The following is a 22,916-nucleotide window of genomic DNA, read 5'->3' on the forward strand; positions in this document are numbered from 1 at the left end:
TTCTGCCTCTCTATTGTCACCAAACGCACTGAGATCGCCGGCGACGTAGGCACCTTCGGCTGGAATGGCGGGCTTGGCACCGCATGGAACGCAACCCCGCGCGACGGCCTGACAACCATCCTGCTGACCCAGCGCGCCTGGACATCCGCCGATCCGCCGAATGTATGCCGCGATTTCTGGACATCCGCGGCCCTCGCCATAGAAGATTAGATGTCTCGAAAGACGGCCTTTACATCTGCTGAAAGGGAATTGTTTTCAGATATAGGCAAGAGCGTCAGAAATAGGAGAATGTTTTGAAGGTGCACGGCTTCAAGAGCCTGCTTTGAGCAAGTCGAAGGGTGTTGTAACCGTATGAGAGCAGCGCGGCTTTAGCCGCCGAGGAAAGATTTTCCAGGACTTTCTAGAACCGGAGCATAAATTTTTTAAGGAGAGATTCATGAGCAAAGCACGTGTGTTAGTGGGCACAAAAAAAGGCGCTTTTATTCTTACTGCAGACGGCAAGCGCGAGAACTGGGAGGTCAGTGGCCCCCATTTCGCAGGCTGGGAGGTCTATCACATGAAGGGGTCGCCGGTGAACCCCGAACGTCTCTATGCCTCGCAGACCAGCAGCTGGTCCGGACAGGTGCTGCAGTGTTCCGATGACGGTGGCAAGACATGGTACGCTCCTGGCGGCGGCATCCAGAAATCGCCACAAGGCTGGCCCATGGGCGAAAGCAATCGCTTTGTCTATGACACCTCGCCGGAAACGGGCGCGCCGCTGACCACGCACCAGTTTTACGATGGCACGCAGCATCCGTGGGAATTCAAACGCGTGTGGCACCTGGAGCCATCACTGACTGACGCGGAAACCGTCTATGCTGGCATAGAAGATGCGGCCATTTTTCGTTCGACAGACGGCGCGCACTCCTGGCAGGAACTCTCCGGACTGCGCGGCCACGGCACCGGCCCGAAATGGCAGCCGGGCGCGGGCGGCATGTGTCTGCACACCATCATCCTCGATCCCAGCGATCCGGACCGCATCTACATCGCTATCTCCGCAGCGGGCGCATTCCGCACCGATGACGGCGGCAAGACATGGAAGCCGATCAATAAGGGACTGGTGTCGCCCTACCTGCCGAAGCAGGAAGCCGAGGTCGGTCACTGCGTCCACCACATTGCGATGAACCCGTCGAAGCCCGGAACGCTATTCATGCAGAAGCACTGGCATGTGATGCGCAGCGATGACGCCGGAGACAACTGGCAAAGGATCAGCGGCAACCTGCCGACAGACTTCGGCTTCGTCATCGACATACATTCGCATGAACCGGAGACCATCTATGTTGTGCCCATCAAGAGCGACGCCGAGCACTATCCGCTCGACGGCAAGCTGCAGGTCTTTCGCAGCCGCACCGGAGGCAACGAATGGGAGGCGCTGACCAACGGCCTGCCGCAGGCGAACTGTTACGTCAACATCCTGCGGGACGCCATGGCCGTCGATAAGCTCGACGACTGCGGCATTTACTTCGGAACCACAGGTGGACAGGTCTACGCCTCCACCGATTCAGGAGACACCTGGAAGCCTATCGTGCGCGATCTTCCGGCTGTACTCTCCATCGAGGTGCAGACCCTGTCATGACGTCACAGGTCCGTGTATCACTGCCGCAGCACCTGCGGACGCTGGCGCACATCGAGAGGAGCGAGGTCGTGATCGAGGTTGAAGGCCCGGTCACACAGCGCTCCATCCTCGACGCGCTCGAGGCCCATTACCCCACGCTCAAGGGAACCATCCGCGAACACGACACCCTACAGCGCCGGCCCTTTCTCCGGTTTTTCGCCTGCGAAGAGGATTTGTCGCACGAACCGCCGGATGCGCCGCTGCCGGATTCTGTGGCAGCGGGGAAAGAACCGTTTCTGATTATTGGGGCGATTGCGGGTGGCTAGCAGGTTGAGTGGTAATCAATTGATTCAGCAACGGCTCGATGATCTTATTGGCGAGGGTGAGCGCCAGTGAAGAGTTCATCGCCGCTGGCAAGGGAAGGGTCCAGGACCAATCCGGCTCACACAGTGGATAACCAGTTGTTTGAATCTTCTCGATAAGTAATCGATATGTAATCGATTTGTTAAAGAATTCGAACGCTGTGTAATGTCAAGCCCGTCAAGGGATGTGCATATTGGCGGGGCGCTGGGCGTGCTGAAGTCCGCTAGGGTTGAATACTCCTTGGGTTTGGCAGTTGAGTATCACCTCTCAGTATCGGCGGCAGTCTTTTCGGTCTACTTGACGAAGCTGAGTATTTGATAAACAAAAGGTATCTTCGGGCAGCAGCGGTGTTGATGGGGGCAGCACTCGAAGAGAGTCTTAAAACCCGCGCAAAAGCTATAGGTTTGGATGTTGGCCCAAAGGATACTCTTGGAGTCCATCGCTCGCATGCGAAATGATGCAGCGCATGGCACCCAATTTCTATATCAAGCAGAACAAGTCTCTCAAGCACTTCCGGAACACCCTGGAACAATTGTTAAGGCATGGTTAACTGGCGAGGTGGCCCATATCTCATCGTTCCCTCTCGCCGGGTGCCCCATTCAAGCCTTCTTTTGGCTTGAGTGGGACGATTCCCGATTATTGACCATGCTCCCATAAATATGGGAGCATGAAAGTATGAAGACCACGCTGGAGATTCCTGACACGATTTTTCGCCGCGCAAAATCGGCGGCGGCTGTCCGTGGCATTCCGCTTCGGGAATATGTCACGGAAGCCGTGAAGGACAAGCTTACCGTCGATGCTGCGTCTACAGAGAAACCCTGGATGGCGGCTTTCGGGAAACTCCGCCACCTGCGGAAAGAAACTGCCAAAATCAGCAAAGTGATTGAGGAAGAGTTCGAGCAGATCGAGGCTGAGGACCGGCTGTGATCCTGGACACGAATGGACTCTCCGCTCTGGCAGAAGGTGAACCGGCGCTGGAGTCCCTCCTTCGCAAGGCGACACAAGCCGCCATTCCAGTGATTGTGTTAGGCGAGTACCGGCACGGAATCTCGCAATCGCGTTACCGAAAACTCTATGAAGAGTGGCTGCATGAATACCTGCCAAAATTTCGCGTTCTTGATATTGATGAACAGACCACTTTCTGCTACAGCGCCATTCGCACGGAACTGAAGAAGGCTGGAACGCTCATTCCATCGAACGATATTTGGATTGCCGCCTTGTGCCGCCAGCACTCAGTTCCTCTTCTCAGCCGCGACCGTCACTTCGATGCTGTGAGAGGAATCAGAAGGCTTGAATGGTAATTCAATGGGTGAAAGTTCTTCGATGTGTGTTCACAAATCATGGCCGAGTTCTGTCCCCCCAAACTGGCAGAAGCGAACGATCTAGCCGCGATGATGACGCATCTATTCACTATTGCGCGCAGGCTGCGGCAAGCGGCGCATCTCCCTGAACAGCGTATGATTGAACGAGCGCCGCTATAAGGACAGCGACCCGAGCGTGAACCCCGAGTACAGCATTGTTATTCCTGCCTACAATGAAAGCGCCCGCATAGGGCCGACTCTCGAACAGGTACTTGCGTGCGTCCACGCGCGCAGCTGGAATGCCGAAGTGCTGGTTGTCAATGATGGATCCAGCGACTCGACGGCTGCCATCGTTGAAGGGTTTGCCGCCAAAGACCCTGTCGTCCGCCTTATCCAGAATCCCGGCAATCGCGGTAAGGGATACAGCGTCCGCAATGGCATGTTGCAGACCGCGGGCGAGATCGTTATGTTCACTGACGCGGACCTATCATCGCCGATGGAAGAGGCTGATCTGCTCTTCGCAGCCATACGCGAAGGTGCCGACATCGCCATCGGGTCGCGGTGGCTTGAAGTTAAGCGCCAGACGCTGCGCCAGCCCTTCTATCGTCGATTCTTCGGGCGCTGCTTCAATCTTGTTACCCGGATGATCATGGCCCTGCCCTTCGCCGACACGCAGTGCGGATTTAAGGCGTTCACGCGCCAAGCCGCCCAGACTGTCTTTCAGTTGCAGCGCATCGAGCGCTGGGGCTTCGATCCGGAAATTCTCTTCATCGCTATCAAGCGCGGCTTTTCCATTCGAGAAGTTCCCGTCACATGGGGGCACGACGAGCGCTCCCGCATCAGCTACCTCAAAGATGGCCTGAAAATGCTTGAAGAACTGGTTTATGTCCGCTGGAACGCATTGATCGGCGCGTACAGCAAGCCTGTAAAAGATTTGGAACCTGCAACCCCCGCTACACGCACCCCTCTGTCGTAATCAATAATCAAATTAAATTGGGGAAGCCAGCCCGGCACAGGAGCGCCTGTCGTAACTGAAAAATTTACGATTCAAGGGAGTTTGCCACTTCCGGAGTGACGGTGCAGTAAACCGTAATACAGCGAAACGCCTCCATTTGGAGGCGTTTCATCTTACCCATCATTACAATCCTTAGGAAGCGATTACTACAATGGAAGGTTTGTCCGTCTTTTCGGGACGAACCGGAAGCACTGGCTTTCGCACCGGCTCTCTGGGAACCAGATGGATGCCCGCTCCGCCCTTTTCATGTTCCACGCGGAATTTCAAAGAGCAGGCGCCGCACAACCAGTAGTGCTCCAGGTGGTGCCCCTGAACTTTGCCACTCCCGTTCATAGTCCGCTCCCGCACCTCGAACACAAAGACACGCCCCTCCCGTAAGTAATGCAGGGGTTTGGCACATTGAGGATTCGCGCAATTATTCACCATAATGATGTCTCCTCCGCGCCTGGAACGATCCACCCGCCCAAGTGCTGCCATAAGCTGTGTTTTCCGCGATTACTGGGAGGGAAATCCCTCTTCAGCCCTTTACCCTATGACCCTATTCACTCTGATGCGACTCACAATGCGTTCGTTAGCCAAGCCTGTAAACCTTACATAGAATTTTCATCATTTCCGGAAAAACCTACCGACCTTTTGGCAAATTGCGGGAATGAATTTCTACTTCTGGTGTTTCCGTCACGCTGTGCGAAAATGAAAAGTTCGGCCATTTTCAAGATCGATATGCCTATTCTACGCTCCGCTTTTATCGCCCTTTCCCGCAACGTCACTCTAAGAAAATTCTCCGAACGGTCATCGCTGGGTCACCGCATGTCCTCGCGCTTCGTCGCCGGAATGACCCTCGACGAGGTGATCCATGCAGCCGAAGAACTCCACAAATCGGACATAGCCTCCACCCTCGACAGCCTGGGCGAAAACGTCACCACTCCGGAAGAGGCCCGTCGTTCCGCTGACATATATCACCGGCTTCTCGATGCTATCCAGACACGCCCAGATATGAACGCCAATGTCAGCATCAAGCTTACCCAGATGGGTATGGACCTCGACCCGGGCCTTGCTCAGGAAATTGTAGCAGGGTTGGTGCAACACGGCGTTGGCGCAAACACTTTCGTCCGCGTCGATATGGAAGGCAGCGAGTACACCCAGGCAACCATAGATATGGTCCGCGGCCTCCACGCTATCCCCGGCAATCGTGGCCACGTCGGCATTGTCATCCAGGCTTATCTGTACCGCAGTGAGGAAGATATCCGCACACTTACCAATGACGGCATCCGCATCCGTTTATGCAAAGGCGCTTACAAGGAAGCGGCAAACCTCGCCTTTCCCGAGAAGAAAGACGTAGATGCGAACTTTGTCAAGCTGGCGCAGCAGCTTCTCACCAGCGGCATCTATCACGGTATCGCCACTCATGATGAGCACATGATCGCTGCCACGAAGAAATTCGTACGTGATCGCAACATTGACCCAAAAAGCTTCGAGTTCCAGATGCTCTACGGCATCCGCCGCGACCTGCAGAAGTCGCTCGTTCGCGAAGGCTTCAATATGCGCATCTACGTCCCCTTCGGTACGGAATGGTATCCCTACTTCATGCGCCGCCTCGCTGAACGCCCTGCGAATGCGCTGTTCATCGCCAGAAATCTGCTGAAGCAGTAGACTGAGGTGCCCGTTCCAAGCGGAAGCTCACACAATGAATTCGCCGTTGACACCCTATCCATAGATAATCTATATATACGAACAAGCTCGTAGATTTCGGGAAACTTGCTTCCGGAACAGTCCGGTATTCGACAAACAGGCAGGACCAGCCATGCGATCCATCACGCTCTTCCTTCGCAAGCTCCGCATTCTGTTCAGCCAAGATAAATTCAACCGCGAACTGGACGAGGAAATGGCCTTCCACCGCGAACAGGCAGAGTGTGATCTGCAAACAGAAGGCATCGCTCTCAAAGAGGCCCGGCACGCCGCTACAAAGCACTTCGGCAACGAGCTGGTGGTCAAGCAAAAATCTCACGAAGTTGTCGGCTTTCGCGTCGAGAGCGTCTGGCAGGACTTCCGCTTCGCTCTCCGGCAGTTGCGCAAAAATCCCGGCTTTGCCATCGTCGCCATTCTCGTTTTGACTTTGGGTATCGCAGCGAGTGTTGCCATCTTCTCCTTTGTGGACGCAGCCCTCATCAAGCCCCTTCCCTACCAGGATCCGGCTCGGCTGGTCGGAGTATACGAAACCGCCAAGTTCTGCCCGCGCTGCAACCTTTCCTATCAGGACTATCTCGACTGGAAAAAGGACAACACCGTCTTCAGTTCATTCGATGCGTGGGGCTGGGAGAACTATCTCTGGAGGAGCCCTGCCGGAGTGCTGCCGGTTCCAGCCGTACGCGTAGGCGGCAATTTCTTTCACACGCTCGGCGTCAGTCCCGCGCTTGGACGCGTCTTCAATCAAGCCGACGACACTCCCAGCGCACCACGCACAGTCGTGCTGACATACGGCGTATGGCAGAAGCGCTTCGGCGGCAGGCAGGACATCATCGGCCAGACGGTAACCCTTGATGACACCGCCTACATCGTAATCGGCGTGCTTCCGCGCGACTTCCACTTCGCGCCCCGCGGCGCGGCAGAGTTCTGGACCACACTGCACGACCCGAACAACTGCGAAAAGCGCCGCAGTTGCCACAGTCTGTTTGGCATTGCTCGCCTGAAAGATGGCGTCTCCGTTCAGACTGCGCTTGCCGACATGAAGTCCATCGCCGCGCAGCTTGAAAAGCAATACCCCGACTCCAACCTTGGCCAGGGCGCGCTGGTCATGACGTTGAGCGAAGCCATTGTCGGCGACATCCGGCCCATACTGTTTGTCCTGTTGGGCGGCGCAGGTCTGCTGCTGCTTATCGCCTGCGTCAACGTCTCCAGCCTGCTCCTTGTCCGCGCCGAGAACCGCAAGCGCGAAATGGCTGTTCGCGGCGCGCTTGGAGCGTCGCCTGCGCGGCTGGTGCGTCAGTTCATCACTGAAGGGCTCGTGCTTGTAATTGCCTCCATGGTCACTGGCCTGGCAGCCGCCTACGGAGTCATCGGTCTGCTTCTTAAGCTGATCCCCGAAGACATGCTAGCAGGAGCGCCCTATCTGCAAGGCCTCGGACTTAATCCGCGCGTGCTCGCCTTCGCAGGCATTCTTGCGCTCTTCGCAGCCGTTGTCTTCTCCATCACTCCCGCGCTCAGGCTTTCTGCATCGAACCTGCGCGAAGACCTTGCCGAAGGCGGGCGCAGCGCCGCTGGTACAACCTGGAAGCGCCTCGGCTCGAATCTTGTAGCTTTGGAGTTGGCCATTGCCGTGGTTCTTCTCGCCGGCGCGGGACTGCTAGGCAAGAGCTTCTATCGTCTGCTCCACGTCGATCTCAACTTCAATCCCAATCATCTTGCCATGCTTCATATTGCCGCGCCCGACGCAAGCTATGCGAAACCCGAACAGTCCATTGCGCTCTCAAAACATGTGCTCGACCGCATCGCCGCCATGCCCGGAGTCATCTCCGCCAGCCATGCCAGCATGACCCCGGTGGAGTGCAACTGTAACACAACCTGGTTCCGCATCCTCGGCAAACCCTATCACGGAGAGCATAACGATGCGCCCGAGCGTTCTGTCAGCACCGACTACTTCAAGACCATTCAGGCAAAACTGATTCGCGGGCGCTTCTTCACAGAAGCCGACGACGCGAAATCAACTCCCGTCATCATCATCAACCAGACGCTGGCAACGCAATTCTTCCCCGGCGAAGACCCCATCGGCAAAATGATCGGCGACACCGATCTAGCGCCAAAATCCATGCGCCAGATCGTCGGCGTGGTTGACGACATCCGCGAAGGTGGCCTGGACGAGGAGATCCGCTATGCCGTCTATTACCCCTTTACGCAGACCACCGATGACGACTTCACCATCGTCGTCCGCACCGCGCAGGACCCGAAAGCCATCCTCCCTGCCCTCGTCAAAGTTATCCATGAGATTGATCCCAACATCGGCGTCCGCAATGAAACCACCATGGAACAGCAGATCAGCGACTCCCAGACCGCGTACCTGCACCGCTCCTCCGCATGGCTCGTTGGCGGATTCGCCGCTCTCGCGCTGGTGCTCAGCGTAATCGGACTCTACGGTGTCATCGCTTACTCGGTAAGCCAGCGCACACGCGAAATCGGAGTGCGTATGGCCCTCGGCGCGCAGCGCAGCTCTGTCTACCAGCTCATTTTGAAGGAAGCCACCTGGCTCATCGCCCTCGGCATCGCCGCTGGGCTGGCCGGCTCGCTGGCCGTCACCACTCTGATGGGCAAGCTTCTCTTCGGCGTCCACTCCTGGGACGTGCCCACGCTGGCCGCCGTCGCAGTCATGCTGGGACTATCAGCACTGTTTGCGAGCTATATTCCAGCCCGACGCGCAGCATCTGTCAACCCGGTAGAAGCGCTCCGCGCCGAATAGCATTCACCTTTAATTTGCGGGTGCCTGCTGGGAACGACTCCAGACCGCGGGACGAGCCATGCATGGGTGCCCCATCCTTCGCAAAGCGAAGGGTGGGAGAACGAGAACTTACAGAGCGCCGCGAATGGTTCAGGTACGAACCCGCGATTGAACCCCCACAAATCGCCGGAGTACACTCGATTAAAGTTCTCGTAACATTTGAAACTTGCATTTTCTGTTGAGGTTCTGCTCTGCGCTCGATCTTCATCAACTACCGGAGAAACGATTCAGAAGGCGAGGCTGGACGCCTCTTCGACGATCTCACATCCCACTTCAGCCACAACTCCGTATTCATGGATGTGGCTGCCATCGAGCCCGGACGCGATTTCCGCAAGGCCATCGACCAGAGCGTGGCCAGTTGCAGCGTTCTGCTCGCCATGATTGGCCGTGACTGGCTTGACACAAGAGACGCGCAGGGACAGCGCCGCCTCGACAACGTGAACGATTTTGTCCGCATGGAGCTGGCGTCGGCGCTGCGCCGCGACATCCCCGTCGTTCCCGTGCTGGTGCGCGGCGCAAAGATGCCCACCGAAGACCAGCTTCCCGACGACCTCAAAGAGCTGCACTACAGAAATGCTGTCGAGCTGACCCACGCGCGCTGGAAATCCGACGTGCAGTTGCTGGTCCGCGCGCTGCACCCCTACATGGATCCACAGTCCGCCGACGAAGCATGTCCCCCCGTCGATGCACCCGAGACTGCAACGCGCTCTTCTGCGGCTGCAGCTGTCACGTCCACGCAATTCGAACCGCAGACTATCGAGCGCATCAGCAAAGAGCTCGCAACGTACATCGGCCCCATCTCGTCCGTCATCGTGAAACAAGCCGCAAAGCGCTGCTCCTCCATTGAAGACCTGTGCATAAAAGTCGCAGAGGAGATCGAAGCCGAACCCGAACGCGCCCGCTTCCTCAAATCGTGCCGTTTTTGAATTAAAAAAAGTGCTGTCATCCTGAGCGAAGGACCTGCTTCTACAACTCCTCAATCATCTTCAAGGCCTTCACCAGGCTCACCTGCATCCGGTTAAATGACGCAGCCACCGTGCCGATCTCATCTTTGCCCTTGATTGAGATCGGAGGCACATCTTTTTCCCCGCGACTCGCGCGGTCCGCGGTGTCCGAAACGATCTTCAGCGGACGAATCACGAAATAGTACACGCCCGCATCCAGCGCCAGAATCGCCGCCACCATCATTACAATCAGAAACAGCAGCAGCCGATGATACGCGCGGTTCGCAATCGTCACTGGCAGCGACATGGGGACGGAAACAATCTGCGCGCCAATCACCTCGCCCAGCTTCCATCCAAATCCGTTCGCCGATCCGTATACGGCAAGCATCGCCGGGGGAGCCACCTTTGGCTCGCTGTGGCACTCCAGGCACGGCTTCGTCACCACCAACGGATGGGCAATATAAAGCGACCTGCCGTCGGGAGTCTCGCGGTCGCCTGTTTTCTCCTTCAACCCAGGATTATCGCGCAGATCGCGGATAATGTCCGCCTCCCAGTCTGTCGCGCGGTCTTCCAGATTGGTGGGATTGAGCGTGGCCTCCTTATAGGTGTAGTCCGGGTAGTCTTTGCGCAGATTGTTGAACGTAGCCGTTGCTCCGTGCGCCGGAACCGTCTCAGCCAGGAAGCGCACCCGGTGCCGCGGATTCTGCTGCAGCAGCGGCGAAAGATCGTTGGCCGTATAGTTGCGAACGGACTCCGCACTGGCCATCATCAACTGCGCCTGCTCCAGAACCTCGCGCCGCGCATTGTCGACGAGGAAGCTGTGCGCCAACTGCGAAATCAAAAACCCGAACGCCGCAAATATAACCAGCAGAATCAAATTGAACTTCGTCAAAAGCTTCATCGATGCGCCTTCCCCTGTCGCTATAGCAAAAGCAAATTGGCAGATTGGAGTGTCGCACCGTTATAGCACCGCAAGTCTTGAACCAGACAGCGCTTTCTATACACACGCGCAACGAATCAAGGCTTTCAGTACGCTCATCTTTTCTCATTGAGTACAACCTCGATTTGTCGACAATCATCGAAAGTCGTATTCGTCGCGCTTGAACCCGCCACTTCAGGTGTAATCAGTATGCCGATGAATTCTCGCTTTTTTGTCACTATTCTGCTCGTCTGCTTGTTCGGCGCTCCTGTCGCCTTTGCTCAACAACCGAGCGCATCCAGTAGCGGGACGGCATCCGCGGCCCTGCCCCAAATCCCATCGCCATCCGGGCCCTTCGGCATCGGCAGGATTGGGTTTCACTGGATTGATACGTCGCGGCCTGACAAATACGACCCAAAGCGGCAGCGCGACCTGATGATCTATTTCTGGTATCCGACCTCAAAATCCGCCGGGGCCAAAGGACAGTACCTCCCAGGCGCGGCGCAGATGGATGCTCAGCCAGAAGTCCATAAACTCATGAGCGTCGAATTTGGCAATATCTGGGCTCCGGTTGTTTCTGGACAGATTTCGTCGCATGCGATCGACAATGCGCCGATCGCCAGCAGTGGCGCGCCGTTTCCGGTAGTCACGTTCTCTCACGGGCTCGGCGGCATGGGATTCGAATACACAGTGCTGATCGAAGACCTGGTGAGTCACGGATATGTCGTAGCCGGCATTGACCACACGTATACGGCGAAGGCGGTCTGGTTTCCAGACGGCAGAGTCGTTACTCAGCGCAACGATTCGCCGCCTGCCGGACTCTCCCAATCCGAGCGCATGAAGTGGATGATGAAACAAGTTTCGATCGGGATCAGCGAGGGCGCAGCCGACGTTCGCTTCGTCATCGACCGCATGACGCAGCTCAATCGCGACAAGCAGCAATTCGCGCTGGCCGGCGCTATAGACCTGAAGCGGATTGCCGCCATGGGACACTCGGCTGGAGCGGAGTTTGCCGCTCGCGCCTGCCAGCAGGACTCGCGCATTCATGCCTGTGTCGACCTCGACGGGGGCATGGTCCCCTTCGCCGCTCTTCCGATCTACGACGACGATCGAACCATGCGCCAACCGCTCCTGTTCCTTGAGGCTTACCATCCGGACAACAACATGGGCGGCACACCCGATCAGATTGCGGAATACAAGAAAGTCAAGGAACAGCAGCTTCAAGAACTGCGCCCGGGTTCGTACGATGTCGTGTTGCACTCACCTGGGATCGCTCACCCGAGCTTCAGCGATTGGCCACTTCTTTTCCACGGCCAGGATGGATTTCCCGAAACGCCAATCGTGCTGCACAACCTCGATCTCATCACGCAATTCATTCGAGCGTTTCTCGACATGACACTTCTCGGCGAAAAGCAGCCTCTGTTCGATGGCCATACTTCTCCTGTTCCGGAAGCCATCGTCACGGCATATGGCCACTGATTCCGAGGCTGTCGATAACAGACCAATGCGCTCAACTAAGAGCCAATTGTGGGAGCGCTAGCCTCAATTCCGCTATAGCTTCTTGACCACAAAATTCCCATTTTGGGAACAATCAAATTGAACTTCGTCAAAAGCTTCATCACGGCGCCATCCTGTCGCTATAGCAAAAACAAATTGGCAGAATGGAGTGTCGCACCGTTATAGCACCGCAAGTCTTGAACCAGACAGTGGTATATGCGCCAGCCAATTAACTGCCAAATGCCATCACCATTTCTCGATGAGCGCTTCAGCGATTATGTGTCTAATGACGCCGACTTGGTCCGTGTACCACACTTTCCGCAATGTCGAATCATGCTGCATCCACAGGAGGCTTTATTGCCGTGGATGCAGCCGGCAGGGTGAAATAGAACGTCGCGCCGCGTCCGACTTCGCCGTTGGCCCATATCCGGCCGCCGTGTGACTCGACAATGGACTTGCTGATAGCCAGTCCCATGCCGCTGCCTTCCTGCTTAGTAGTAAAGAATGCATCGAAAATCTGTTCTGTTTTGTCGGGGGACAATCCAATACCTGTATCACTGACTGAGATCAGTACTCTGTGGTCCTGATCAAGTTGCGCCTTGATCGTAAGAACTCCGCCTGTCTCCATCGCCTGAATGCCGTTGAGCATAAGGTTCATGAGCACCTGCTGCATTTGCACACGATCTGCCATAACTCCAGGGAGCCCGTCGGCAACATCGATATGGATCGTTACGGAACGGCTAATCGCCTCGTTGTGCAGAATCACCAACATCTCACTGATGACCTGGCTTACATCAACTGTTTCCATCCGTGAGGAGCCCTTCCGGTACAGCGAGCGGACGTGGTCGATGATATCAGCTGCACGTCTGGCGTCCCTTGCCATTTCCAATGCAGCTTCTCGCGCATCCAAAACATCGGGCTGATCCCGATCAAGCAATCGCGCGCACGCTTCAGCGTTAGTAACTGCGGCTCCAATTGGCTGTTTGATTTCGTGTGCGAGCGAGGCGGTCAGTTCGCCCATCGTGCTCACTCGGTTTACGTGAGCCAGATCTGCCTGTAGCCGCTCGGCGCGCTTACGATCCTCTATATCAGTCGCCACAGCGCACCACTTCACAATCTTGCCTCGCGCATCGCGCAGAGGCTGCGCCCGCGTCTCAAACCAGCGATAAATCCCATCGCAGCCGCGCCGAACTCGCGCCTCATAAGCCAACGGTTGACCCGCAGTCTGCGCCGCGCGCCATCCCTCGTTGACGCGGTTGAGATCATCAGGGTGAATGGTCTTCTCCCATCCTGACGCTGACGCTTCTTCCCGGCTCAATCCTGTGTATTCGAGCCAACCCCTGTTCGTAAAAGTGCGGTTACCGTTGAGGTCGGCAACGAATGCCAGAGCCGGCATGGTTTCTACTGCGTCGCGGAACTTCTTCTCTTGCTCCTGCAACTGGTGAACACGTATTTGATAAACGGCCCAGAGCAGCATGATGAAAGTCAGAATGTAAAGCCCTCGGAACCAAATCGTCTGGTACCAGGCGGGCGCGATGTTGAAGTCTAAATGCGCGCCCTCGTCATTCCAGACTCCATCGTTGTTGCTCGCCATCACACGAAACACATAATGCCCTGGCGAAAGGTTCGTGTAGAACGCTTGGCGACGGACCCCGGCGTCCACCCATTGCGCATCCGAACCTTCCAGCTTGTATCGAAATCGGACGCGCTCCGGAAACGCCAGGCTCAGAGCTGTGTAATCGATCGTCAGGTCTCGTGTGCGGGGAGGCAGTTTCAACCCCGCCGACGACGTGTAGCGAACCTCGTTCGCTGTGATCGAGCGAATGACGACGGGCGGCGGAAGAAGATTTTTTGGCATGTGGGCAGGATTGATCCAGTCCACACCGGCAGAGGTTGAAAACCAGATACGCCCATCCGTTCCCTGGACCGCGGTTGGGTACGGTGGTGTCTGTTGAACTGCTCCGGTTAGCCCATCGTGTTCGTCGAAAACCTTGTACTGAACTCGGACGGAAGGATCTTTGAGGAATTTTGAAACCGTAGTTTCAGGAATAAACACCACACCTCGTTGTTCACTCAGAAAGAGGTCGCCTGCAGCGTCCTCCTGAATTCCTGAGACGCCGTGGAATGCGTCATTGTCCGCTGGAATCGCGGCGCGAAAGCGGTCTCCTTCCCAAACAGCCAATCCGCTCTCTCCACCAATCCAGATATGACCTTCATGGCCTGTGATTGCCATGACAGACCCGACGTCTAAACCATCTTTCGCCGAGAAGGTCCGAACCTTCGTGCCGTCTATCACCAGGACGGTGCTGTCGGTAAAGCCGAACCAAATGCGGCCATTCGCATCGGTGAATGTAGCCCGCGCCCGTTTTCCAGCCACCGCCGGCGGCGTCTCAAACCGCTCCCATTGTCCATTCTTCAAAAAGAAAAGACTACGCGGTCCATTTCCTACCCAGAGCGTTCCCAGGCGATCTGCGGCCAGTACCGTGCCGAGCCAGGGATCGTGAATACTGGCTGAAGTCCTCGCAAACGTGGTTAGTTTTCCCTGTTCAAGCCGTAATACGCGGAAAACAGTGAAGCCGCCGGCCCCCCTGGCACTATCCAAAAGCCAAAGCGTGCCATGCGCATCTCGCAAACCAGACAGGATGGTCGTATGCCATAAAACGCCCTTCCACGAATTTCCCTCAATTCGGCCGAGCGCGGCGCTTACAGAGCCCACCCAGATGTCGCCGCCGTTTCCAGCGACCAATGCCTTCAGAGCGAACTTCGCCGGCAGCGGGATCGGAACCAGAGCACCCCTGCGGAACCGGTCGAGCCCGGCTGATGTACCCACCCAAATGCTGCCTTCCCGATCTTTCAGAATGCATGTTGCATAATCACTGGTCAGTCCATCCTTGGTGGTGAAGCTCTCGAGGGCATCGCTAAACTCGCCAATCTTTTGACCGTTGAGGCGGTCCGGATAAGGAACACGCCGCATTCCGTCGCCGATGGTGGTGATCCATAAACTGCCGTCATCATCGAAGAGGATCCCGACCGATCCCACCTGAATCTCGGGCTCAACACTATGGCTGTTTGCAGGGAGCAGGATAGGACGAACCGACCTCGTCGTTTCCGCCATCCATAATGTGTCACCGGGTGAGTCAACGATCTGGTACGTTTGCCCTATCTTGATTCCGGTCGTTTGAAACTTTCTGGATCCGCGTGGCAAAAAGAGCACCGCTCTCTCCGAAGCAACCCAGAGAGTCCCACGACGATCAACGAAAAGGGCCGCTGCCCTGCCGCTTGGATAACCCCAATCGTTTCCGACTTGTTGCCATCGATTATGGTCGAAACGAGCCAGACCTCCCTCGGTTCCGGCCCAGATCGTTCCGTCCCGGTCCTGCACCAGCTTCGCCACTCTTCCCGAAGGCAATCCGTCCGAATTCGTGTAGTTGGTGTTCCTCGAACCTCGTAGCCGGCTCACACCCTTATCGCGAAAGCCGATCCACAGGTCTCCATTTGGGAGCGCCAGCAGCGAGGTGACGAAGGAGGAAGGAAATGCCGGTCCGGATTGCGGCTCATACCGTTCGAAAGTGATGCCATCAAACCTGTAGAGGCCCTGCATCGTTCCGAGCCACAGAAATCCGTCGGGTGTCTGCGCTAGAGCATAAACATTACCCGGGGCGCCGTCCTTTGCCGACCAGCTCGTGTGTACGAACTGACCGATCGTACGATCGACCTGTTCGGCGTGCAGCCAGCCAGGATTCAGCAATATCAGCAAGGCCGATAGGATCTCGAAGCCGTGGAGAATGGATTTCGTCATCTACCTGGTGTTCCGCAAACGCGAACCTCCCCTCCGAAGCTGTTCTCTAAAAATCGCCGATCGGGCGCTTGCATCTCCTATTCCATAAAAGATGAAGCCAATCCGCAAGTTCTGGTGGCGTTTACTCTCCCTTTATCGAAATTTTTCTGGAACAGCAGCTGGGCAATTTCGCCCGGAACCGCCTTGGGACGACGGCTCGCGGGGAGGTTTCGGCCTCTTAACTGCACATTCCCATTGTGGGAACCACTGGAGCAAATAAGTATTCATTGCAACAAATACCTACCTGCAGCTGCGCCCTGATTACGCTGAAATCGTCAACTCGATGAATCACCACTTGAGCATCTGCAACTTCAGACTGCGGATCGAGATTGTGGCTGAATATTGGGTAGTGTCTCAGTTTGAATTTTCACAGCTCGGAGCAAAGCGTTAGACTGAGCGCATGGGGAACAAAGACAAAGGTAAGCGCGAAGTGAAGAAGCCCTCAAAGAAGCAACCAAAAGCGGCACCCGCGCGCAGACGCGAGGATTTCAACCAGGCGGCTGCGCGGATTGTACGAGAAGCCACGGATAGATAACTTTAGCTTTCCGAAAGTTCTTCGTCTGGGAATGGCAGTTCTAGGGTGTTCCCGCGTTTTGGTAAGACCCGATCTACCAGCTTCACATACCTATTCCAGCCGAATCCGCTATTGATTGCTAACCTTTGGAACATCATCAGCGAATACAAATGTTGTGCCAGCATCGGATTTCCAACATCTTCCGATAGCCATTGATGAAATTTATTGGGTCTATGCCCCTTTTCATCCGGAGGGCTTTTCTTTTCCAATTCTTCAAGCAGGCCCGGGGCAATGCGTTCGTAGACAAGATCGCGAGTATAGTGCGCCACAACGCTGTATCTGTTTTTCTGCATACCAGGCCAGCGCCAGCCCTTAAGCTTGTAGATGTTCTCATAAAACTCATCAGGAAACCGCTTTACCCAAGCAGCCAATTCCTTGCGAATCAGTTTTTGCAAATAGACTTGTAGAGCATCCTGTGGACGAATCCCTTGGTATCCCGTCACTTCGTCAATGACCGCAATGATCCCGACTTTTGCAAAAGAGCGGATGACGATTTCTGCTGCCGTCGCATATTTGGCCTGACTCGCGAGAAGCAATTCCTTGTCGTTTGCTTGGAGGATGATCTGGCACGCATCTATCAAGGTCGTAGCCTCATAGCCGTATGCGCTAAGACCTCCGGTAGGTGGCATAAAAACAATCGGCTCTGTCATGCGCAAGGATAAGTCTTTAGAAACAGAGAGTTTATCCTCAATCTTCTCGATAATTCGAGCCGTTCTGTGCGCACCGCTCGACCCGCCTGATGTGGACATGCCTATCGTGGTCTGCATTCCACGTTGACTGATTAGGCGCGTACCATCCTCCAATACGAACACGGGAATTTTTACGCCGCCAATGTCTAAGAATCCTGAATGCGTGGCTTTTGGCAATGGCTTCTCGCTCCATCGTGCTAGCGCAGCTTTCTTAGCGATTTCGGCCCGCTTTTCGGGAGTAAGAGATTCCGCTCTTGCTATTCCGCCCTTAGCCTTGCTTGAAGCCCCCAGTTTCATGCTTGCTCCTTTTATTGAAATAATGCTTGCATTATTAACATGCAAGCATGTATTGTCAAGATGCTTGCATAAGGAAATCGGATGAATTGCTTGGGTATGGCGAAGCGGATTCAGATAGTTTCGGCACTCGTAGAAGGAAATTCTCTCAGAGCGACAGCTCGGATGACTGGCGTAGCTATCAACACAGTCATGAAGTTATTGGTGGATATGGCTGTGTTTGTGCCGCTTTCCATCATCGCAACGTGCGCGGGCTGCGCGTCCGCCGTCTTCAATGCGATGAGATTTGGGCATTCGTTGGAGCCAAAAAGAAGACAGCCACTCCTGAGCAGAAACAGCAGGGGTGGGGTGACGTTTGGACATGGACGGCGATTGATGCGGACACTAAGCTGTGCATCTCATACCTCATTGCAATGCGAGATAAGGGCAGCGCGTATGAGTTCATGCAGGACTGTGCGGAGCGAATTATTGGCCGTCCACAAATCACGACAGATAGCCTGAAATCCTATCCCGACGCGATAGAAACTGCATTTGGCTCAGAAGTGGATTACGCGCAAATCCATAAGATTTACGGCGCTCCTTCAGATGAGGAACAGCGTCGCTATAGCCCGGCAACCTGCATCGGCTGCGATATGAAGACCGTCAACGGCAATCCCGATCCGGCGCACGTCAGCACGTCTTATGTAGAACGCCAGAACTTAACCATGCGGATGAGCATGAGGCGGTTTACCCGACTCACAAACGCTTTTTCTAAGAAGGTAGAGAACCGCGGCCATGCGGTTGCGCTTCACTTCATGCACTACGATTTTGCCGCATTCACAAGACTTTGAGAGTAACGCCAGCAATGGAAGCGGGTTTGACTGACCACGTTTGGAGCCTTGAAGAATTGGTCTCGTTGCTGGACAGAAATTCAAACTGAGACACTACCGAATATTGTTGTTGCGGCGGAAGCGATTTTCCGGATCGTAGGTCGCTTTGACGGCGGAAAGCCTGGCGTAATTGGCGCCATATGCTTCGGGAACGCGAGCGGCGTCATCCTGATCGAGAGCGTTGACATACACCGAGCCTGCTGACCAGGGCTGCATGGCAGAGTGGAACTCACGCGTCCAGTCGATGTGGCGCTTGTCCTCATTGGGATCGCTCCAGATGCTGATCAGGACGAGGTCAAAAGCGGCAGTCCGGGATGAAAAAGGAGTTGCATCGACTGCAACGCGAGACACGGCTCCGTGGCCATTTTCGAGAATTGCGAGCGAGCGCGGCGAGGTGCTGGTTTCGGCGTATCGCACGAATGTGTCTATCGCGTCATCCGGAAGCTCGCTGAGGAAGCGGCTTTTCCAATAGCTGCGGAGACCAAATGGAGCTACTCCGTCGATCATTTGCTGCATGGCAGTGTAGGGCATCGCGGCGACGAGATCGGCGATTGGCGAGCCGAATTTCCGAAGCGGCTCGAGAACACGCTCTCCCTCGGCAAGGTCTCCACACCACGCGGGAATGAGAGCGACGACGGGATTTCCGTCGGGCGTGCAGAGGGCCCCGGCATAAACGATGAGTTCATCCGGCAAACCAGACATGACGAAGTCGCGGTAGAACCTGAGCACGTCGCGGGCGTGGGCCAGGGGATGCAGAACCATGCCTGAGATAACAGTGGTGATTGGGTACATGCGATAGGTGATGGAGGTGACAACGCCGAAGTTTCCGCCGCCGCCCTTGAGGGCCCAGAAGAGGTCGGGATGCTCGTCTGCGTTTGCGCGGACAAACTCGCCGCTAGCCAGGACGATGTCGTAGGAGAGGGTGTTGTCGCAGACCAGGCCGCATTGCCCCATCAGCCATCCAACGCCGCCTCCAAGTGTGAGACCGGCGATACCGGTGGTTGAAATGAGTCCGCCCGTAGTGGCGAGGCCGTATAGCGCGGTCTCGCGATCAAACTCACACCATGTGAGGCCAGTCTGGGCGGTTGCGGTGCGGTTTGTGGGATCGACGAAGATGCCTTTCATTGTGGAGACATCAATGATCAGGCCGTCATCCAGCATGGCAAGACCGGCAGCGTTGTGCCCTCCACCGCGAATCGCGGGGTAGATGTTCTGATCGGCGGAGAATTGAACGGCTGCCCTAACGTCTGCCGGTCCGGTGCAGCGCGCAATGGCGGCAGGTTTGCGATCGATCATCGCGTTCCAGATGATGCGGGACGCGTCGTACTCGGGCGAACCTGGTGTAAGAATCTGTCCTCGGAAATTGGATTTAAGTGATTCAATATTCATGTCGTTCTCCGGGTGCGGCGAATGGTATCACGGGCTCCAGTGATTGACATGAGGTATTTTGCCGGCGAGTGTCGATCACTTTCCGAACTAAACCAAATGGATCGATCCAATGGATACGAAGCAGTCGCGGAAGGACTCGCCGGTTGTCAGCGATTCCGCCAAAGATTTTTGGTCGGCGGTCGTCTACGACAATCAGACGCGCTCACTCTTGCGGACCGATCAGCAATTCCCCAGCGTGAGCAGTCATACCAAAGGACTCAAGGTCGATCCATACGGTTCGGTTGACATCTACTTTGGCCCTAAAGCTCCTGCCGGTTATGAACAACAGGGTGCAGACGATTCCCGGCAAAGGCTGTTTTATCCTCTTCCGCCTCTATGGTCCGCTGGAGCCGTGGTTCGACAAAACCTGGAAGCTCCCCGACATCGAGAACGTGCAATAAACACCAGTATGGCAATCTTGACAGGATTGCTAAACTAGGTAAGAGAGTAAGGGAAAAGCCCGCTAATCCAGGCGGGCTTTTGATTTATGGTTTCAGGGAAATAGAGATGACGCTAACTATCCTGTTTTGGAAGAACTTACCAAACATGGGGGGAGGGCAGCAGCAATAGAAAGGCGATCGTGAAGAGGTTGCTGTTTCGCAGAAGTATAGCTTCAGGAGTCTACTCTGAGCGAAGCCAGATAGAGCCATAAGCACAGTGCGGTTTAGCCGATAAGATAACGGTTTCAGGAGTTTCCTAAGTCTCTTCTTTTGGAGGAACTTGCAGGAAAGATAAGGGGGTGCCTACTGCGGCCCGGCCACATGCTGCTGATACGGCTCTACAGAAAGCAGGTTTCCCAACACCGTTCGCTCCTGCGGCGAGAACTGCTGCTGGAAACGGGCCGAATTCAGAATTGATTGCCGCTGGTCAGGGGGAACTGCGCGCAGGTCCTGAAAGGCGCGCTTCATCTCGGTCTGGCGGTCAGCCGGCATCTGATGGAAGGCCTGTGATGCGCCGCGCACTCCAGCCTTCTGCTCCGGTGACAGGCGCTCAAACATTTCCTGCCGCTGCAGCATCCTCTGGCGCTGCTGCGGTGGGGCGCTGTTTAGGGTGTGCATCCGGTTGATAAGCCGCTGCTGCTGGTCCTGGGGCAGAGTTTTGAAGCCCGGCTCCTGGCGCAGCGCGTTTTCCCGCTGCTGCGGCGTCATGTTCTGGTGCTGATTCAACCACTCCGGCAAATGACCCGCTTGTACCTGCCGGTTGTTGAACTGCTGAGCGTTGTATTGCGGGCGCGCTTCCGGCGTAGGCTGCTGCCGCATCTCGTTCTGTGGTGGGGGAGTTTGTTGATGCGGCTCCTGCCTCGGCGGCTTGTATCGAGGCGCCTGCGTGTGTGGGGCCTGCGCATGCGGATGCCCGCCTCCCTGCTGACGGGCGAAAGCTGAAGCTGAAAAGGACGTAAACCCGATCGCGAGCGCGCAGACTACAGGCAGAAAGACGCGACCCTTGCGCCGTTTGTCCGTGCTTCTCTGCTCTTTCCGTGCTCGCATCGTAATGGTTTCCAAGGCGTGTTCGTTACCGTTTGCGCGGCAGGACCATCTGCTGAAAATCCCGTGGCCGCCGCGCCGTTTTTCATGCTCCGCTCTCCGTCCTACAGATTGGGCGACGAACTGCCACTGTCGTCCTGATCGTTCTGGTCCAGAGAGTTTAACTGCTGAAACACCTGCGCATTGTCGTCGAGTGACTTCAGATCTTCGACCGTAGCCGAGGTTTTTGCCGGCGTCGAATGTGACGACATCAACCCGGCATAAGTTCCTCCGCCAATGATAATCAAAAGCGCCAGCGCGCCCACCGCAATGGGCCGCAGATGGGTATTGCTTCCGAAGAGCAGCCTCGCGCGCACCCGTTCCAGCATCCCGGCAGGCTCGGCCCGCTGCTCCTCTCGCAAGCGTACCGCCAGCTTCGAATCGAAGTACGACGACGGCTCGGGCGCCTGCCACTCGTCCATTAGCTTCATCGTGGCTTCGAGCGTTACCAGCTCCTCGCTGCACGCGGCGCAGTCTTCCAGGTGGTTGCGCACATCAACCGGCACCGACTCTGGGTCAAAGAGCAGGTTGGCCAGGTTCGCTTTTACTTTCCGGCAGATCATAGTTCCCTCATTGCTTCTTTAAACGAATTCCTTCAGCCTCTCGCGCAGCGATTGATACGCGCGAAAGAGGAGTGACTTGGTGGCGGACTCGCTCAGCTTCAACACGTCGCCAATTTGCTTGTAGTCCATTCCCTGGTACTTGTGCATCAGAACCGCCATCCGCTGTCGCTCCGGCAGCGCCATCACATGCTGGCGAATAGCCCGCATCCGCTCGTCACGAACAAGGTCGTGCTCCACCGAGGGCGTCGAATCGGCCACGTCCGGCGTTGTTCCAGTCTCCGGATCGGGTTGGTCGAGATACACATTCTGCGCCGCCCGCTCATGCTTTGTATCGCGGGCGTGGTTCACACCCAGGTTCGTGGCGATGCGGTAAAGCCAAGTCGTGAACCGCGCCTCGGCCCGGTACGTCTGGCGTGAGCGGTACACGCGCAGGAAAACTTCCTGCGCCAGTTCCTCAGCCACTGCCTGGTTATGCACCATGCGGAACATGAAGTGGATGATGGGCTTGCGGTATTTCTCGATCAGATAATTGAAGCCCTGATCGTCCCCTTCGCTTACCCGCAGCATGATCTCCGCGTCAGTGAGCGCGCTCCAGTCGGCGACTCGTTCGCGCGTTACGGCCTGCTTACGAGTACCCTTCAACAGCGGTCCATCCAAAACCCGGTCCAGAGCAATGGTTGCCATACTTTTACGAACACTGGAACCATCCTCAGGTTGCGGAGAAGATGTATTTTCTTCAGTGGATTCGGCAGCCTCATGGGAAGACGCACCGTCGTCCGCCGGATGGCGGAAAAAATCGTCCGAAAGCGGGCCTGGATCGCGAAAAACCATGGGAACTTCAGTCCATCTGATTGTAAACAGATGCCGTCATCGCGCGGCATGGCGTTTGGCAGGCAGCCATACAGGTGATACTCTACCTAGAGTCTACCCACCCGATCCGGGCGCATAACTCAGCGGTAGAGTGCCACCTTCACACGGTGGAAGTCGTAGGTTCGAATCCTGCTGCGCCCACCATGGAA

At 56.0% G+C, this 22,916-nt stretch carries 17 protein-coding genes, 1 tRNA gene and 3 pseudogenes; 14 read left to right on the plus strand and 7 right to left on the minus strand.

The window, feature by feature from the left end; all coding sequences use genetic code 11:
- The 9 genes and pseudogenes from VEV40_RS11385 to VEV40_RS11425 form a co-directional block, all read left to right on the plus strand.
- A pseudogene (locus tag VEV40_RS11385) lies at nt 1–210 on the plus strand (hypothetical protein); the annotation flags it as partial.
- Nucleotides 211–436: 226 nt separating this feature from the next.
- The gene (locus VEV40_RS11390; RefSeq protein WP_324832440.1) at nt 437–1,615 is read left to right on the plus strand and encodes an exo-alpha-sialidase; all 1,179 of its coding nucleotides are present in this window, start codon (nt 437–439) and stop codon (nt 1,613–1,615) included.
- Nucleotides 1,612–1,920 carry a MoaD/ThiS family protein gene (locus tag VEV40_RS11395; RefSeq protein WP_324832442.1) on the plus strand — a complete coding sequence of 103 codons (309 nt, stop codon included), beginning with the start codon at nt 1,612–1,614 and terminating at the stop codon, nt 1,918–1,920. The genes VEV40_RS11390 and VEV40_RS11395 overlap by 4 nt, the downstream gene beginning before the upstream one ends.
- Before the next feature lie 712 nt (nt 1,921–2,632).
- A complete protein-coding gene (locus VEV40_RS11400; RefSeq protein WP_324832443.1) occupies nt 2,633–2,884 on the plus strand; it encodes a hypothetical protein in 252 nt (83 codons plus the stop codon).
- Nucleotides 2,881–3,258, plus strand: coding sequence for a type II toxin-antitoxin system VapC family toxin (locus VEV40_RS11405; protein ID WP_324832444.1), 378 nt, complete (start codon nt 2,881–2,883; stop codon nt 3,256–3,258). Before VEV40_RS11400 ends, VEV40_RS11405 begins: the two co-directional genes overlap by 4 nt.
- A gap of 160 nt (nt 3,259–3,418) precedes the next feature.
- Nucleotides 3,419–4,234: a dolichyl-phosphate beta-glucosyltransferase gene (locus VEV40_RS11410; RefSeq protein WP_324832445.1), complete on the plus strand. Its 816-nt coding sequence runs from the start codon at nt 3,419–3,421 to the stop codon at nt 4,232–4,234.
- Nucleotides 4,235–4,993: 759 nt separating this feature from the next.
- Nucleotides 4,994–5,923 (plus strand): proline dehydrogenase family protein, encoded by a 930-nt coding sequence (locus VEV40_RS11415; protein ID WP_324832447.1) that lies wholly within the window; start codon nt 4,994–4,996, stop codon nt 5,921–5,923.
- A 151-nt stretch (nt 5,924–6,074) separates the two neighbouring features.
- Nucleotides 6,075–8,720: an ABC transporter permease gene (locus VEV40_RS11420; RefSeq protein WP_324832449.1), complete on the plus strand. Its 2,646-nt coding sequence runs from the start codon at nt 6,075–6,077 to the stop codon at nt 8,718–8,720.
- Between the two features lie 245 nt (nt 8,721–8,965).
- Nucleotides 8,966–9,685, plus strand: a complete 720-nt coding sequence (locus tag VEV40_RS11425; RefSeq protein WP_324832503.1) for a toll/interleukin-1 receptor domain-containing protein — start codon at nt 8,966–8,968, stop codon at nt 9,683–9,685.
- Between the two features lie 40 nt (nt 9,686–9,725).
- On the opposite strand, the gene VEV40_RS11430 is transcribed toward VEV40_RS11425, so the two are convergent.
- Complete coding sequence (locus tag VEV40_RS11430) at nt 9,726–10,604, minus strand: c-type heme family protein (protein ID WP_324832450.1); 879 nt, start codon at nt 10,602–10,604, stop codon at nt 9,726–9,728.
- A gap of 234 nt (nt 10,605–10,838) precedes the next feature.
- Here VEV40_RS11430 and VEV40_RS11435 point away from each other — a divergent pair, with 234 nt between their 5' ends.
- Nucleotides 10,839–12,101, plus strand: a complete 1,263-nt coding sequence (locus VEV40_RS11435; RefSeq protein ID WP_324832451.1) for a hypothetical protein — start codon at nt 10,839–10,841, stop codon at nt 12,099–12,101.
- A gap of 349 nt (nt 12,102–12,450) precedes the next feature.
- Here VEV40_RS11435 and VEV40_RS11440 read toward each other — a convergent pair whose 3' ends face one another.
- Together VEV40_RS11440 and VEV40_RS11445 are read right to left on the minus strand one after the other, a co-directional pair.
- A complete protein-coding gene (locus VEV40_RS11440) occupies nt 12,451–15,918 on the minus strand; it encodes a two-component regulator propeller domain-containing protein (RefSeq protein ID WP_324832453.1) in 3,468 nt (1,155 codons plus the stop codon).
- A gap of 576 nt (nt 15,919–16,494) precedes the next feature.
- Nucleotides 16,495–17,517 (minus strand): P63C domain-containing protein, encoded by a 1,023-nt coding sequence (locus VEV40_RS11445; RefSeq protein ID WP_324832454.1) that lies wholly within the window; start codon nt 17,515–17,517, stop codon nt 16,495–16,497.
- 81 nt (nt 17,518–17,598) lie between these two features.
- Here VEV40_RS11445 and VEV40_RS11450 point away from each other — a divergent pair.
- Nucleotides 17,599–18,433 (plus strand): annotated as a pseudogene (locus VEV40_RS11450) (DDE-type integrase/transposase/recombinase).
- A 4-nt stretch (nt 18,434–18,437) separates the two neighbouring features.
- Here VEV40_RS11450 and VEV40_RS11455 read toward each other — a convergent pair.
- A complete protein-coding gene (locus VEV40_RS11455) occupies nt 18,438–19,772 on the minus strand; it encodes an FAD-binding oxidoreductase (RefSeq protein WP_324832455.1) in 1,335 nt (444 codons plus the stop codon).
- Nucleotides 19,773–19,881: 109 nt separating this feature from the next.
- Between VEV40_RS11455 and VEV40_RS20725 the strand changes: the two are divergent.
- Nucleotides 19,882–20,034 (plus strand): annotated as a pseudogene (locus VEV40_RS20725) (hypothetical protein); the annotation flags it as partial.
- A 55-nt stretch (nt 20,035–20,089) separates the two neighbouring features.
- The gene (locus tag VEV40_RS11460) at nt 20,090–20,212 is read left to right on the plus strand and encodes a hypothetical protein (RefSeq protein ID WP_324832456.1); all 123 of its coding nucleotides are present in this window, start codon (nt 20,090–20,092) and stop codon (nt 20,210–20,212) included.
- Nucleotides 20,213–20,554: 342 nt separating this feature from the next.
- Here the strand turns inward: VEV40_RS11460 and VEV40_RS11465 are convergent, their stop codons facing one another.
- The 3 genes from VEV40_RS11465 to VEV40_RS11475 all read right to left on the minus strand — a co-directional run bounded on the left by VEV40_RS11465 (nt 20,555) and on the right by VEV40_RS11475 (nt 22,728).
- On the minus strand, nt 20,555–21,298 hold the full coding sequence (locus tag VEV40_RS11465; RefSeq protein ID WP_324832458.1) for a DUF3106 domain-containing protein: 744 nt from the start codon (nt 21,296–21,298) through the stop codon (nt 20,555–20,557).
- A gap of 101 nt (nt 21,299–21,399) precedes the next feature.
- On the minus strand, nt 21,400–21,897 hold the full coding sequence (locus VEV40_RS11470; RefSeq protein ID WP_324832460.1) for a hypothetical protein: 498 nt from the start codon (nt 21,895–21,897) through the stop codon (nt 21,400–21,402).
- Nucleotides 21,898–21,915: 18 nt separating this feature from the next.
- On the minus strand, nt 21,916–22,728 hold the full coding sequence (locus tag VEV40_RS11475) for an RNA polymerase sigma factor (protein WP_324832462.1): 813 nt from the start codon (nt 22,726–22,728) through the stop codon (nt 21,916–21,918).
- Between the two features lie 108 nt (nt 22,729–22,836).
- Between VEV40_RS11475 and VEV40_RS11480 the strand changes: the two genes are divergently transcribed.
- Nucleotides 22,837–22,911, plus strand: a tRNA-Val gene (locus tag VEV40_RS11480).
- Nucleotides 22,912–22,916 lie beyond the last annotated feature (5 nt).

The sequence above is a fragment of the Alloacidobacterium sp. genome, assembly GCF_035631355.1.
In the GTDB taxonomy this organism is placed as follows: domain Bacteria; phylum Acidobacteriota; class Terriglobia; order Terriglobales; family Acidobacteriaceae; genus Alloacidobacterium.

Excerpts from the sequence above, each read along its gene's own strand:
- VEV40_RS11465 (WP_324832458.1), bottom strand. The coding sequence starts at position 21,298 with ATGCGAGCACGGAAAGAGCAGAGAAGCACGGACAAACGGCGCAAGGGT.
- VEV40_RS11445 (WP_324832454.1), bottom strand. The coding sequence starts at position 17,517 with ATGAAACTGGGGGCTTCAAGCAAGGCTAAGGGCGGAATAGCAAGAGCG.
- VEV40_RS11420 (WP_324832449.1), top strand. The coding sequence starts at position 6,075 with ATGCGATCCATCACGCTCTTCCTTCGCAAGCTCCGCATTCTGTTCAGC.
- VEV40_RS11470 (WP_324832460.1), bottom strand. The coding sequence starts at position 21,897 with ATGATCTGCCGGAAAGTAAAAGCGAACCTGGCCAACCTGCTCTTTGAC.
- VEV40_RS11455 (WP_324832455.1), bottom strand. The coding sequence starts at position 19,772 with ATGAATATTGAATCACTTAAATCCAATTTCCGAGGACAGATTCTTACA.
- VEV40_RS11390 (WP_324832440.1), top strand. The coding sequence starts at position 437 with ATGAGCAAAGCACGTGTGTTAGTGGGCACAAAAAAAGGCGCTTTTATT.
- VEV40_RS11475 (WP_324832462.1), bottom strand. The coding sequence starts at position 22,728 with ATGGTTTTTCGCGATCCAGGCCCGCTTTCGGACGATTTTTTCCGCCAT.
- VEV40_RS11440 (WP_324832453.1), bottom strand. The coding sequence starts at position 15,918 with ATGACGAAATCCATTCTCCACGGCTTCGAGATCCTATCGGCCTTGCTG.
- VEV40_RS11400 (WP_324832443.1), top strand. The coding sequence starts at position 2,633 with ATGAAGACCACGCTGGAGATTCCTGACACGATTTTTCGCCGCGCAAAA.
- VEV40_RS11460 (WP_324832456.1), top strand. The coding sequence starts at position 20,090 with ATGAACAACAGGGTGCAGACGATTCCCGGCAAAGGCTGTTTTATCCTC.
- VEV40_RS11415 (WP_324832447.1), top strand. The coding sequence starts at position 4,994 with ATGCCTATTCTACGCTCCGCTTTTATCGCCCTTTCCCGCAACGTCACT.
- VEV40_RS11435 (WP_324832451.1), top strand. The coding sequence starts at position 10,839 with ATGAATTCTCGCTTTTTTGTCACTATTCTGCTCGTCTGCTTGTTCGGC.
- VEV40_RS11430 (WP_324832450.1), bottom strand. The coding sequence starts at position 10,604 with ATGAAGCTTTTGACGAAGTTCAATTTGATTCTGCTGGTTATATTTGCG.
- VEV40_RS11395 (WP_324832442.1), top strand. The coding sequence starts at position 1,612 with ATGACGTCACAGGTCCGTGTATCACTGCCGCAGCACCTGCGGACGCTG.